At 63.8% G+C, this 12,162-nt stretch carries 10 protein-coding genes and 2 tRNA genes; 10 read left to right on the top strand and 2 right to left on the bottom strand.

The features are described 5' to 3' along the window. Positions 1–10: 10 nt before the first annotated feature. Positions 11–86: transfer RNA gene (locus CCA01S_RS02665), tRNA-Lys, on the top strand. Between the two features lie 177 nt (positions 87–263). On the opposite strand, the gene CCA01S_RS02660 is transcribed toward CCA01S_RS02665, so the two are convergent. Beyond that, positions 264–725, bottom strand: a complete 462-nt coding sequence (locus CCA01S_RS02660; protein WP_066453676.1) for an NADAR family protein — start codon at positions 723–725, stop codon at positions 264–266. Between the two features lie 231 nt (positions 726–956). Between CCA01S_RS02660 and CCA01S_RS02655 the strand changes: the two genes are divergently transcribed. Both CCA01S_RS02655 and CCA01S_RS02650 read left to right on the top strand, forming a co-directional pair. After that, a complete protein-coding gene (locus CCA01S_RS02655; RefSeq protein ID WP_066453672.1) occupies positions 957–1,886 on the top strand; it encodes a 2-hydroxyacid dehydrogenase in 930 nt (309 codons plus the stop codon). Continuing rightward, on the top strand, positions 1,886–2,614 hold the full coding sequence (locus tag CCA01S_RS02650) for a hypothetical protein (RefSeq protein ID WP_066453670.1): 729 nt from the start codon (positions 1,886–1,888) through the stop codon (positions 2,612–2,614). The genes CCA01S_RS02655 and CCA01S_RS02650 overlap by 1 nt, the downstream gene beginning before the upstream one ends. Here the strand turns inward: CCA01S_RS02650 and CCA01S_RS02645 are convergent. Further along, a complete protein-coding gene (locus CCA01S_RS02645; RefSeq protein ID WP_066453668.1) occupies positions 2,611–3,714 on the bottom strand; it encodes an ADP-ribosylglycohydrolase family protein in 1,104 nt (367 codons plus the stop codon). The genes CCA01S_RS02650 and CCA01S_RS02645 overlap by 4 nt on opposite strands. 278 nt (positions 3,715–3,992) lie before the next feature. On the opposite strand from CCA01S_RS02645, the gene CCA01S_RS02640 reads away from it, so the two are divergent. The 7 genes from CCA01S_RS02640 (at position 3,993) to CCA01S_RS02610 (ending at position 12,133) form a co-directional block, all read left to right on the top strand. Then, positions 3,993–4,069, top strand: a tRNA-Met gene (locus CCA01S_RS02640). Between the two features lie 425 nt (positions 4,070–4,494). Beyond that, a complete protein-coding gene (locus CCA01S_RS02635) occupies positions 4,495–4,776 on the top strand; it encodes a type II toxin-antitoxin system TacA family antitoxin (protein ID WP_066453665.1) in 282 nt (93 codons plus the stop codon). Then, positions 4,773–5,273 carry a GNAT family N-acetyltransferase gene (locus CCA01S_RS02630; RefSeq protein WP_066453662.1) on the top strand — a complete coding sequence of 167 codons (501 nt, stop codon included), beginning with the start codon at positions 4,773–4,775 and terminating at the stop codon, positions 5,271–5,273. The genes CCA01S_RS02635 and CCA01S_RS02630 overlap by 4 nt, the downstream gene beginning before the upstream one ends. A gap of 172 nt (positions 5,274–5,445) precedes the next feature. Continuing rightward, complete coding sequence (locus tag CCA01S_RS02625) at positions 5,446–6,903, top strand: DUF3375 domain-containing protein (RefSeq protein ID WP_198149896.1); 1,458 nt, start codon at positions 5,446–5,448, stop codon at positions 6,901–6,903. A gap of 50 nt (positions 6,904–6,953) precedes the next feature. After that, on the top strand, positions 6,954–7,610 hold the full coding sequence (locus tag CCA01S_RS02620; RefSeq protein ID WP_066453659.1) for a DUF4194 domain-containing protein: 657 nt from the start codon (positions 6,954–6,956) through the stop codon (positions 7,608–7,610). After that, positions 7,603–10,977: an ATP-binding protein gene (locus CCA01S_RS02615; protein ID WP_066453658.1), complete on the top strand. Its 3,375-nt coding sequence runs from the start codon at positions 7,603–7,605 to the stop codon at positions 10,975–10,977. Before CCA01S_RS02620 ends, CCA01S_RS02615 begins: the two co-directional genes overlap by 8 nt. Then, positions 10,961–12,133: a Wadjet anti-phage system protein JetD domain-containing protein gene (locus CCA01S_RS02610; RefSeq protein ID WP_066453651.1), complete on the top strand. Its 1,173-nt coding sequence runs from the start codon at positions 10,961–10,963 to the stop codon at positions 12,131–12,133. The genes CCA01S_RS02615 and CCA01S_RS02610 overlap by 17 nt, the downstream gene beginning before the upstream one ends. Positions 12,134–12,162: the final 29 nt, after the last annotated feature.

Genomic DNA, 12,162 nt, shown 5'->3' with positions numbered 1-12,162 from the left:
AAAACGCGATGGGTTGTTAGCTCAGTTGGTAGAGCAGCGGACTCTTAATCCGTCGGTCGACAGTTCGAGCCTGTCACAACCCACCAGATTGATCGAGGGCTCAGGTGAAAACCTGGGCCCTTTTGTTTTGCTGGTATGCGACTGCAACCGTCCCTGCATTTCGCTTGAAATCCTGGCTGCCTGTGATGGCTTCTAAGCCATTCGCGCAGGGAGAAAGCCAGGAAATGAAGGCGACTGCTGATCATTCCGTATGCCTTTGTGGCTCAGGGCAGCGCGTCGCGCAGGGCCGTCAGCACCTGGCAGAAGCGGGCGGCGGGTAAAGAGGTGAGGGCGGGTTCGGGCCCTTCGCCGGTTTCGTGCGTCAGCACGAGGCCGCGTGTGCTGCGCAGCACCTGGCACAGGCCCTCGTGCTGGGCGAAACGGGCACGCAGGGCGCGCTCGACCAGATCGTGGTGCGCGCCCGAGCCAAAGGCGATGGGCTGCGGGCCCCAGTAGGCGTACTGCTTGCCGGCCCCCTTGCCGCAGGCCTTGGCGTCCCAGGCGCTGGAGATGAAGGCCCGTTCGCGCGCGGGGTGGCCAGGCGCGAACTTGATACCCTGGATGAAGCCCTCGACCGAGGCCAGCAAGACGTCGTCCAGCACGAACGGGTACAGGCAAAAATTGGACAAGGCCACGCCGCGCCAGTCGTCGGAAAGAAAAGAAACGTTGAGCGTCGGTGTGGACATGGGGTGGTCTGGTGCCTGTTCGGGTGCCGCCGAGTGTCGGCACGAAAGGGCAGTCTACCCGATCACTGGGCGATGGGCGTGGGCCTGCTCCGCGCACGCGAGCATCGGGGCAGCCAGCAGGTAAGATAAAGGCCTTCGTAGCATGAGTGTCTCCTGCCGTGGGGTCAGGGCCTTTGCAATGGGCCTTCAGCAGGAAAATCCTGTATTTACAAGTTTTGATGTCGCCTGAATATGGAAATTGTTTTTGCTTCCCGCCACGAATCCAGCCCGCACGCGTGGGTGCATGCCCTGCAGCAGGCCTTGCCAGAGCACCGGGTGCGCCTGTGGGACGCCGAGGGCCCCGCAGGCCAGGCCGATGCGGCGGTCGTCTGGGCGCCGCCCGCAGGGCTGTTCGCGCGCGAGCCGCGGCTGAAGTATCTGTTCAACCTGGGGGCCGGTGTCGATGCGCTGCTGACGCTGCCGGGCCTGCCCGACGCGGTCACGCTGGTGCGTATGGAAGACGGCGGCATGGCCGTGCAGATGGCCGAGTACGTGCTGCACTACCTCATCCGCCAGTCGCGCGACCTGGGGCGCTATGCCGGTTTTCAGGCGCAGGCCGCCTGGCGGCCGCTGGACGACATCGAGCGCGAAGCTTGGCCGGTCGGGGTGATGGGGGCGGGCGTCATGGGCGCGCGAGTGGCACAGGCGTGCGCGGCGCTGGAATACCCGGTGGCCGTCTGGTCGCGCAGCGGCCGCGAGGTGGCGGGGGCGCAGGCCTACGGCCAGGCACAGCTGCCGCAGTTCCTGGCCCGTACGCGCGTGCTGGTCAACGTGCTGCCGCTCACCGACGACACGCGGGGCATCCTGTGCCGCGCCACGTTCGAGCAGCTGCGGCCCGATGCCTACGTCATCAACATCGCCCGCGGCGAACACCTGGTCGCCGCGGATCTGCTCGCGTGTCTCGATAGCGGCCGTGTGCGCGGGGCCGCCCTGGATGCCTTCGAGCAAGAGCCCCTGCCGCCCAGCCATCCTTTCTGGGCCGACCGCCGCATCGAGGTCACGCCGCACATCGCCGGGGCCAGCCTGATGGGCCTGACCGTGCAGCAGATCGCGGGCAAGGTTCGCGCCGTGGTGCGCGGCGAGCCCATTACCGGGGTGGTGGATCGGGCGCGGCAATATTGATGGGCGGGCCATGCAGCGCCGGGGGCTGGCTGGCCCGGCTGCTCGTGCTGGGCTGCCTGTCCCTGGCGGGCTGCGTCTCCGCGCCCGCCGACGGCCCCCGCGCCGAGTCCATGTCGAGCGACCAGCTGGTGCAAAACGACATCAACCGGGTGCAGACGCTGGCCATGCGCGACAACCTGGACAGCCTGTCGCGCCTGCTGGAAAAACTGTACCGGCGCAATCCCATCGAGTGGCGCAAGACGGGCTTCACCGACCTGAAGGCCGCCCTGGCCCAGGGCGACGGCCGCATCCGCGCGGGCGAGGTGCCCAAAGAACTGGAAGGGCTGCAGGATATCGAGGTACTGTCCGTGGCGATGGATCCGCGCTACCCGGGAGACCGTGTCGCCGCTTTCGTGCTGGGGTTGGCGAACATGATCATCGTGGCGCATGGCGGGCGCACGCGCTTTCACGTGACGGATTCGGTCAGCGCGCAGCACGTCTTCAACGCCGCGCGCAACGTCGAGATCGCCGCCTGGATGCTGGCCACGCGCCGCGATGCCCAGGGCCGACCCCTGCTACTGTCCAATGAGCTGGGCAACGGCGTGGCCAACCTGAGCTTCGAGCGCGAGTTTGGCCGCATGATCGCCCGGCTGGATCTGGTGGCCGAGCTGCAGGACGAGAGCATGCGGCGTCTGGGCATCAATTATCTGCAGGGCCTGCTGTTCTTCAACTTTCTGCCGGTGCGTTAGATTTCTTTTTGAGGTACTTGCTGCGCCTGCTTGGCGATCTGGGCGGCCCAGGCCAGGCGCTGTTCGTGGTGTTCCAGCCCTTCGATGAAGCGGTCGGGGATGGCCTGGATGCCGCCGATGGCACCCGCCAGCGCGCCGGTCAGGATGGCCCGCGCCTGGTTCTGGCCGCCGCCGTTGACGGCGTTGAGCACGGCCTGCTCGAAATTGCCCTGGAAGCGCCCCGCCAGATAGTACGCGGCGGGAAACTGGTGATACACCGCGCACGGCATGCCGTAGACCAGCGACGCCTTCCAGGCGGGTTCGATGCGGATATCGGGGTCGGTGGCCGCGCGCACGATGCACGATGCCGTCAACAGCGCGTCGGGCGAGGGAAATTGTCCCGCGTGGCGCGGCGTCTCGGGGCCGACGGGGGGCGTTTGCTCGCCCGCGCGGGTGACCGCGTGAAAGGGCAGCGAGCCGTCGTGCACCCGCTGCATGAGGCGTTCGGACGTCTGGGCGTCCAGCGGCTCGCCGCGCACCAGGCTGCCCAGCACGCAGGCGTAGGCCACCGTCATGGCCATGACGGTGGTGTCGTGCTGCGTGAGCGCCGTGTTGGTCGAGGCCAGCTGGGCCAGCGCCGTCGGCTGCCAGGCGTAGCGCACAGCCAGCGCCATGATGCGCTCGGCGGCCTCGGTCGTGTCGGCCAGGCCCGACACCCGGCCCCAGGGCTGGTGCTCGCGTACGCGCAGGCGCCAGGCCTCGCGGATGGACTGGCTGGTATAGCCGCCAGGCCCGTTCATCGGCGTGCCGTCGATCCGGGCGAAGAGTTCGTCATCCAGGCGCTGGCAGAAATCAGCCTCGTCGTACTGGCCTTTTTCGGCCAGCGAGCGCACCAGCAGGTCGAGGATATAGCCCGCCTGCGACGATTGCCCCGCCTTCAGGCCCGCGTGATAGCGGTCGGGCTGGGGGTCGGTATAGTCGGTGATCCAGTTGCCATAGGCGCGGTGCAGCGCGTCGAGGTCGTAGTACCAGTGCGGGCCCAGCGCCAGGGCGTCGCCAATGTAGGCGCCCATGATGGCGCCCTGGGCGCGTTGTTCAAAGGTGATGTCGGTATCAGCCATCGGGGATTCCCCTATATTCGAGCAATGGTTCAGTATGAGGCGCCTGCCAGGCGAAATGCAAGGTGCGGGGCCTGTGGCCGGGCGTGCATCCGGGGTTGTCGCTGTCTGAGCCAGTCTTGCACGGGGTCAAGGTCACCATCTTGATGGTCGACGCCCCCGCTCTCGTATCCCGGGCATCGTCTGAGATTGGAAGCACGAGACCTTGTTCAGCCTGATCCGATGTTGGACAAGGCTGCCTACTTGCACACTGAAAATTTCTTGCTATAATTGCGTGCTTTGGCGCATTAGCTCAGCCGGTTAGAGCGACGGAATCATAATCCGCAGGTCCCCTGTTCGAATCAGGGATGCGCCACCAGAATTTCCCCTGTTAAATCAGGACATTGAAGCCACCCAATGCGGTGGCTTTTTTGTTGCCTGCGGCTGGGGTGTCAACCAAGTGTCAACGCAGGATTTGAGGGCGACGGTTGCTGATGCTGGCCTCTTCTTGTTGTAGTGCGCCCAATACTTCGGAACAGGTCACCTCATTGTTTGGAATGGTAAATTGCCTCCGTTACCTTTGTTACGAAGGCTCTGCAGCATCAGTTATCCACAGCTTCGCCGGTCAGGCACATTTCCCGCTCAGCCAGTCGCCTGTTGCACAGGCCGCGAACGAACTTGTCGTGTGACAGAGGGGGCGTTGCAAACATGCCCCCACGTTCAGGCTTATGCCATATTTTGAAAAGATTTACGGTTGACACGTACGGCAAATTGCCGCATCCTTTTATAAGGAGGTCTCTTACTATGCCTACGGCCATTTCTACCGCCCGTCTCGAAGCACGAATCAGTACCGATCTGCATTCGATGCTCAAACGTGCCGCTGAGCTTCAGGGACGCACCATGACCGACTTCGTGGTCACAGCTATCCAGGATGCAGCACAACGCGCCATCGAGCAGGCCGAGGTCATCCGTTTGTCGATGGCGGATCAGGAGTGCTTTGCTCAGGCGCTGCTATCGCCGCCGAAACAAACACCGGCCCTGAAACGCGCTTTTTCCCGCCGCAATACACTCCTGAGCGCTGAATGAGCAGTGCGCCGTTCAAACTTGTCCTGTTGGATGGCCAGCATGATCGTGCTGCGTTCAACAGCGATTCGGAGCCTTTGAATCGCTACATACAGACGCAAGCCTCGCAGGATGTTCGTCGTCGTGTCGCTGCTTGCTATGTTGCTTTGGCTGGTGAGCAACGAATCGCGGGCTACTATACACTTGCGTCGTCAAGTGTCTTGCTGACAGAGCTTCCCGCTAATATCGGCAAAAAGCTGCCGCGCTATCCGACGGTGCCAGCGGTTCGCATGGGCCGCTTGGCTGTGGATCAGGCTTTCAAGGGACAAGGGCTGGGTGGTGCTCTGCTGGCCGATGCGCTTGATCGTGTTGCCCGCGCCGAGATTGCCGCCTTTGCCATGATGGTAGATGCCAAAGACGATGCGGCCTCGGCCTTCTATCGGCATCATGGCTTCATTGCCTTGCCCGATTCGCCGCTGACTCTGTTCTTGCCTCTGGCGACTGTCCGGCCTTCCAAGTAGCGTTCCAGTCTCAGCCAAGCGCCAGTCGCGAGGCAAAATTTCAGGCCATGCCGGATGTTCGTCCCGGTTCCATTTGCCGAGCATCGCGTTTGGTTTATGCTTCACCCCGCACGCCCCTTTTCTTCCCCTGAATCTCCCGGCTGTCCCGACGACGTGGCAGTTGCCATCTCTGATGCTTGATTTTGCTACGCTCGATGCGCTTCGCACCCATCACCCCGCTTGGCGTCTGCTGCGCTCCGACCATGCGCCGCTGATTGCCAGCTTCTTGCAGCGGGTGTTCGTCGAACCCAATGTGCGCGTCATGGCGGCGGCCGATCTGGCCGAGGCGTTGGAAGACGAGCTGTATGCGTTGCGTCTGCAGCTGGGGGACAAGGGGGCAAGCGCATTTCCCAAGTCGGCGCTCGATTACCTGAATGACTGGGCGCAGCCGGATAAAGGGTGGCTGCGCAAGTTCTACAAGACGGGTACGGACGAGGCCCAGTTCGATTTGACGCCGGCCACTGAAAAGGCGCTGGTCTGGCTGGTGCAGCTGTCCGAGCGGCAGTTCGTGGGCACCGAGTCGCGGCTGCTGACCCTGTTTGACCTGCTCAAGCAGATCAGCGCGGGCAGTGATGCCGATCCGGACAGGCGTCTGGCCGATTTGCGGCAAAAGCGCGCAGAGCTCGACGCCGAGATCGCGCGGGTCGAAGCGGGCGAGATCGAGGTGCTGGACGAAACGGCCATCAGAGACCGTTTTCAGCAGTTTTTGCGCGGGGCGCACGAGTTGCTGGCCGACTTTCGCGAGGTGGAACACAATTTTCGTCAGCTGGATCGGCGCGTGCGCGAGCGCATTGCCCTGTGGGACGGTGGCAAGGGTGAGCTGCTGGAAGAAATCATGGGTGAACGCGACATGATTGCCGACTCCGACCAGGGCAAGAGTTTTCGCGCATTCTGGGATTTTCTGCTGTCCAGTCGCAGGCAGGAAGCGCTGACCGAACTGCTCGATCGCGTGCTGGCGCTGCCGGCGGTGGCCCAGTTACGGCCCGACGGCCGCACGCGGCGCATTCACTATGACTGGCTCGAGGCCGGTGAACACACGCAGCGCACGGTGGCCGCCTTGTCGCAGCAACTGCGGCGCTTTCTCGACGACCAGGCCTGGTTGGAAAACCGGCGCATCATGGATATCTTGCGTGGCATCGAAAGCAAGGCCCTGGCGTTGCGCGCCCAGTTTCCCGCCGCGGTTTCCATGTGGATCGACCTGCCGCAGGCCGAGGTCGAGCTGGTGATGGAGCGCCCCTTGCATACGCCCGCGCTCAAGCCGGTGCTGGCCAGCCTGGCGCTGCAGGCGGGCGATGAAGCCATCGATCCGGCGGCGCTGTTCGAGCAGGTGGTGGTGGACAAGGCCAGGTTGACGCGCCATGTGCGCCACGCGCTGCAGGGCAAGGCCCAGGTCAGTCTGGCTGAGCTCGTTGCCGAGCAGCCGCTGCAGCAGGGCCTGGCCGAGCTTGTCACATACTTGCAACTGGGTTGTGATACTTTCACGGTCGCCGTGGATGAGACCGCTTTCGAGTCAGTCGCCTGGCAGGCGTTGACCGAAGGGGGGCCGATCCGGCGTACGGCCCGGCTTCCCCGCGTCGTGTTCGTCCGTTAGCACAGTTGGCGAACCCATGCCGTCGCACCACCTTGTCGAGTAAGTCAGAGATGCAAGAAATTCAAATCCCGCCCGAAGAAGTCGCGCCGCCCGGGGCTGAGTTGTCGGTGCTGTTGATCGGGCTGCTGAAAGGGGTTCAATACCGGCAGCAGGACGAACGCCAGTGGGCCCGCCTGCTCGATTTGCAGGCCCGCGTGCGCGACTATGTCGCGGTGCTCAATCTCGACCTGGTGCTCGATGAGGCCGAAGGCTATGCCTTCCTGAAGGCCCGGGCGGAATCCGCCGCCGATGGGGCCGCGCCTGCCTTGCCCCGTCTGATGGCGCGACGCCCTCTGTCGTTTCCGGTCAGCCTGTTGCTGGCGCTGCTGCGCAAGAAGCTGGCCGAGTCGGACGCCGGGGGCAGCGACCCGCGCCTGGTGCTTTCGCGCGATGAAATCGTCGAGCTGATCCGGGTGTTTCTGCCTGATGACAGCAACGAGGCGCGGCTCATCGACCGGGTCGATGCCACCATCAACAAAGTGCTGGAACTCGGTTTTTTGCACAAACTCAAGTCCGCCCAGGGCACCGTCGGCGCCAGCTACGAGGTGCGCCGCATTCTCAAGGCTTTTGTGGATGCCCAGTGGCTGGCTGAGTTCGAGGCGCGCCTGGCGGGCTATCGGGCTGCGTTGGCGGATGATGCAAGCGATTCTGGAGAGCGGGATGAATGACGCGCAATCCCTGGGCCTGGATTTCGTCGCCGACGATGCCTTGTCCGGCTTTCGCCTCATGCGCCTCGAGGTCTATAACTGGGGCACGTTCGACGGGCGGGTCTGGACGCTGCAGCTCGATGGCAGAAATGGCTTGCTCACCGGGGATATCGGTTCGGGCAAGTCCACCTTGGTGGATGCCGTCACGACGCTGCTCGTGCCCGCCAACCGCATCGCCTACAACAAGGCGGCGGGGGCCGACGCCAAAGAACGCAGCCTGCGTTCTTACGTGCTGGGGCATTACAAGTCTGAGCGCAACGAGGTCACCGGGGCCGCCAGGCCAGTCTCGCTGCGCGATCACAACAGTTATTCGGTCATCCTGGGGGTGTTTCACAACGCTGGCTACGACCAGACGGTGTCGCTTGCGCAAGTATTCTGGATGAAAGAGTCGCACGGCCAGCCCGCGCGGTTTTTCGTCGGAGCCGAGCGCGAGATGGCGATCGCGACCGACTTTGCCGATTTCGGCACGGACATTGCGGTGCTGCGCAAGCGCCTGCGCGCCTCCGGCGCCGACCTGCAAGATACGTTTCCGCCCTACGCCGCGTGGTTTCGCCGCCGCTTTGGCATCGAAAACGATCAGGCGCTCGAACTCTTCCATCAGACGGTTTCGATGAAGTCGGTGGGCAATCTCACTGATTTTGTCCGCAGCCACATGCTGGAACCCTTCGAGGTGGCTTCGCGCATTCAGACCCTGATCGCCCATTTCGATGATCTCAACCGGGCGTACCAAGCCGTACTCAGGGCGCGCGAGCAAGTGGAGCACCTCACGCCGCTGGTGGCCGACTGTGGTCGCCACACACAGCTGGCAGCGCACGTGGGCCACTTGCGCCACTGCCGTGAGGGTCTACGCGCCTATTTTGCCCAACTGAAGCTCGCTTTGCTGGACAAACGCCTGGGCTTGCTGGCAGACGAGTCGCGCCGGGTCGAGTCGCAGATCGAGCGTATCGAAGCCGAGCGCGTGCAGCAGCAAGCCCAGGCCGACGAGCTCAAGCAGGCGATTCATGAGAACGGCGGCGACCGGCTGGGCCGTTTGGCGGCCGAGATCCAGCAAAAAAGCGTGTTGCGGGATCGCCGCCGTGACAAGGCCGAGCGCTATCGGCAGTTGGCCGTGCGGGTGCAGGCCGATGCGGCAACGGATGCGGCTGCTTTTGACCGACAGCAGACGTTCTTCAAGGACAGCCGCGAGGCCTTGAGCGCCCGCGAAGCCGACATGCAGAATGCCGTCACCGAGCAGGCCGTTACCCTGCGCCAGGGACGCCAGACGCATGAGCAGTTGAGCCTGGAGATCGACAGCCTCAAGCAGCGCCGCAGCAATATCGACGTGCAGCAGGTGCAGATTCGCGAGGCCTTGTGCGCCGCGCTGGGTCTGGACGCGGGAGACATGCCTTTTGTGGGCGAGCTCATCCAGGTGCGGGAAGACGAGCGCGCCTGGGAAGGCGCCACCGAACGGCTGTTGCGCGGTTTTGGCCTGGCCTTGCTGGTGCCCGATGAACACTATCGGGCCGTGGCCCAGTGGGTGGATGGCAATCACCTGCGGGGTCGCCTGGTGTACTTTCATGTGCGGGCACGCAAGGCGGCCCCCTTGCCCGTCCTGCACCCGGATTCACTGGTGCGCAAGCTGGCGATCAAACCCGATTCACCCTATTACGACTGGCTCGAGCGCGAGCTGGCGCACCGTTTTGACGTCGCCTGCTGCGCCAACCAAGACCAGTTCCGCCGCGAGGCGCGGGCCATCACGCGGGCAGGGCAGGTCAAAGACCCCAGCGGGCGGCACGAAAAAGACGATCGCCGTCGCATCGATGACCGCAGCCGTTACGTGCTGGGCTGGAGCAACGAAGCCAAGATTGCCGCCCTGGAAGCGCGCCGCGCTCAACTGGAAGCCCAGCTGGGCGAGGTGGGTGCCCGGATTGCCAAATTCGAAACCGAGCGCAAGGGGCTGCAGACGCAGCTCGATGCCTTGGCGCGGCTCGATGAGTTCACCAGTTTCGACGAATTGGATTGGGCTGGCGTGGCCACGGAAATCGCGGCCCTCGAACAGGAGTATCGGGCGCTGGAGCAGGCGTCGGACAGGCTCAAGCAGCTTAGCGAGCGCCTGGCGGCCCAGCAGCGGCTGCTCGAACAGACCACGCAGCGCTGGAAAGCCGCCCTCGAGAGCCGGGGTGACGTGCAGCAGCGCCAGCAGGCCGCGGCCGACTTGCGGGCGCAGACCGAGGCCTTGCTGGCTGAGTCGCTCGTCGATGCCGCGCTGGCGCCTGCCCTGCGGCAGTTGTCGGCCCAGGCTTTGGGTGCGCACCAACTGACGGTCGAGTCGTGCGACAAGCGCGAGCAGGATGTGCGTACCTGGCTGCAGGCCGACATCGATAATGAAGACGGCAAGCTCAAGCGCCTGGCCGAGAAGATCATCAAAGCCATGGTGTCCTTCAAAGAAGCCTTCAAGCTGGAAACCGCCGAAGTCGATGCCAGCCTGGAAGCCGCCGATGAGTTCCGGCGCATGCTGGATCGCTTGAATGCGGACGATTTGCCGCGTTTTGTGGCGCGCTTCAAAGAATTGCTCAACGTCAACGCCATCAACGAGATTGCCAACTTCAATGCGCAGCTGGCGCGCGAGCGGGAAACCATCAAAGATCGCATTGCGCGCATCAACCAGTCTTTGGGTGAAATCGATTACAACCCGGGGCGCTACATCGTGCTCGAATCGCAGCTGAGTCCGGATGTCGAGATTCGCGATTTCCAGCAAGAGTTGCGGGCCTGCACAGAGGGGGCCGTCACGGGTTCGGAAGATGCGCAATATTCCGAGGCTAAGTTCTTGCAGGTCAAGGCGATCGTCGACCGCTTCCGGGGGCGCGAGGGCCTGTCCGAGCAAGATCGCCGCTGGACGGCCAAGGTCACCGACGTGCGCAACTGGTTCCTGTTTGCCGCCAGCGAGCGTTGGCGCGCCGACGACAGCGAGCAGGAACATTATTCGGATTCCGGCGGTAAATCTGGCGGGCAGAAAGAAAAACTGGCCTATACGATCCTGGCCGCGAGTCTGGCCTATCAGTTCGGCCTCGAATGGGGGGCCGTGCGTTCGCGGTCTTTCCGGTTCGTCGTCATCGATGAGGCGTTCGGGCGCGGCTCGGATGAATCCGCCGAGTATGGGCTGACCCTGTTCAGGCAATTGAATCTGCAACTGCTCATCGTCACCCCGCTGCAGAAAATCCACATCATCGAGCCCTTCGTCTCCAGTGTCGGGTTCGTGCATAACGAAGGCGGGCGGGCGTCGCGCCTGCGCAACCTGAGCATCGAAGATTACCGGGCACGCAAGGCTGGCGATGTGGACGACCGCTAAAGAAGCCCGGGCCCAGGTGCAGCGCCTCTGGGATCGCGGCGAACTGCTGCGCGAGGCCTGTGGCGCCGCCACGCACTTTCCCTTGCGCCTGAGTCTGAAAAAGCCTGGCTCGGCGGATATCACCGAGCGCTTCGAGGCCGTGCGCGCCTGGGCCGCGGGGCTGCGCAATGCGCCGCCCTTGCGCATCGAGTGGCAGCCCGTGCGCCACCGGGTGCAGGGCGAGCAGCAGTTGCCTGCCGCTTTGTGGCTGGATGCCTTGGACGATGCCGTGCGTTGGCTGGACAAGCAGGCCGACTGGCAGCGTTTTGCCGACCTGGTGCGGATGACGCGCCAGCGCTGTCCGGACGTGCTGCCCTGGGTGTGCAAATACCCCTTGCAGGCCTTGGCGCTGCACCCCCAGTGGCCCGCGCTGCTGCAGGTGGTGGTGTGGGTACGGCAGCATCCGCGCCCGGCCGTTTATCTGCGGCAGGTGGATGCCCCGGGTGTCCATAGCAAATTGATCGAAACCCATCGTGCCGTGCTGGCTGCCTTGCTGGATCTCGCCCTGCCTGCCGAGTCAATCGAGGCGGATAGCACCGGCGTGGCGCAATTTGCCGCCCGTTATGGTTTTTTGGACAAGCCGGTGCGCATTCGCTGCCGCGTGCTCGATCCGGCCGTCCAGACGCTTGAGGGCCTGACGTGTCCCGACATGACGCTGGATGTTCACAGTTTCAGCCAATTGCGGCTTGCTGTCCGGCGCGTCATCATCACTGAAAACGAAATCAATTTTCTGAGCCTGCCCTCGATGCCTGGCGGCCTGGCCGTCTTTGGCGCGGGCTACGGCTGGGATGCGCTGGCCCAGGCGGGCTGGCTGCATCGGCTCCCCCTCTATTACTGGGGGGATATCGATACCCACGGCTTTGCCATCTTGAACCAGTTGCGCGGGTTTTTTCCGCAGGTGCGATCCGTCTTGATGGATCGGGCCACGCTGGAGGCGCACCGGGATTTTTGGGGCCACGAAGACAAGCCCCAGCAAGCCGACCTGCCTCACCTTACCGCGACGGAGCGTCAACTGTATGATGCCTTGCGCGACAACCACCTGCGCCAGGGGCTGCGGCTGGAGCAGGAACACCTGGGTTTTGCGTGGGTCAGTGCTCAGTTGCGGCAATTGCCGTAATCTCCGGGTTTCCTGTCCGCGACAAGGAT

The organism is Castellaniella caeni NBRC 101664 (assembly GCF_001592225.1).
Classification (GTDB): domain Bacteria; phylum Pseudomonadota; class Gammaproteobacteria; order Burkholderiales; family Burkholderiaceae_B; genus Castellaniella; species Castellaniella caeni.
Note: the sequence above shows the minus strand (reverse complement) of the source record. Positions and strands in the feature narration are given on the sequence as shown.

Excerpts from the sequence above, each read along its gene's own strand:
- CCA01S_RS02645 (WP_066453668.1), bottom strand. The coding sequence starts at position 3,714 with ATGGCTGATACCGACATCACCTTTGAACAACGCGCCCAGGGCGCCATC.
- CCA01S_RS02630 (WP_066453662.1), top strand. The coding sequence starts at position 4,773 with ATGAGCAGTGCGCCGTTCAAACTTGTCCTGTTGGATGGCCAGCATGAT.
- CCA01S_RS02620 (WP_066453659.1), top strand. The coding sequence starts at position 6,954 with ATGCAAGAAATTCAAATCCCGCCCGAAGAAGTCGCGCCGCCCGGGGCT.
- CCA01S_RS02650 (WP_066453670.1), top strand. The coding sequence starts at position 1,886 with ATGGGCGGGCCATGCAGCGCCGGGGGCTGGCTGGCCCGGCTGCTCGTG.
- CCA01S_RS02625 (WP_198149896.1), top strand. The coding sequence starts at position 5,446 with ATGCTTGATTTTGCTACGCTCGATGCGCTTCGCACCCATCACCCCGCT.
- CCA01S_RS02610 (WP_066453651.1), top strand. The coding sequence starts at position 10,961 with ATGTGGACGACCGCTAAAGAAGCCCGGGCCCAGGTGCAGCGCCTCTGG.
- CCA01S_RS02655 (WP_066453672.1), top strand. The coding sequence starts at position 957 with ATGGAAATTGTTTTTGCTTCCCGCCACGAATCCAGCCCGCACGCGTGG.
- CCA01S_RS02635 (WP_066453665.1), top strand. The coding sequence starts at position 4,495 with ATGCCTACGGCCATTTCTACCGCCCGTCTCGAAGCACGAATCAGTACC.
- CCA01S_RS02615 (WP_066453658.1), top strand. The coding sequence starts at position 7,603 with ATGAATGACGCGCAATCCCTGGGCCTGGATTTCGTCGCCGACGATGCC.
- CCA01S_RS02660 (WP_066453676.1), bottom strand. The coding sequence starts at position 725 with ATGTCCACACCGACGCTCAACGTTTCTTTTCTTTCCGACGACTGGCGC.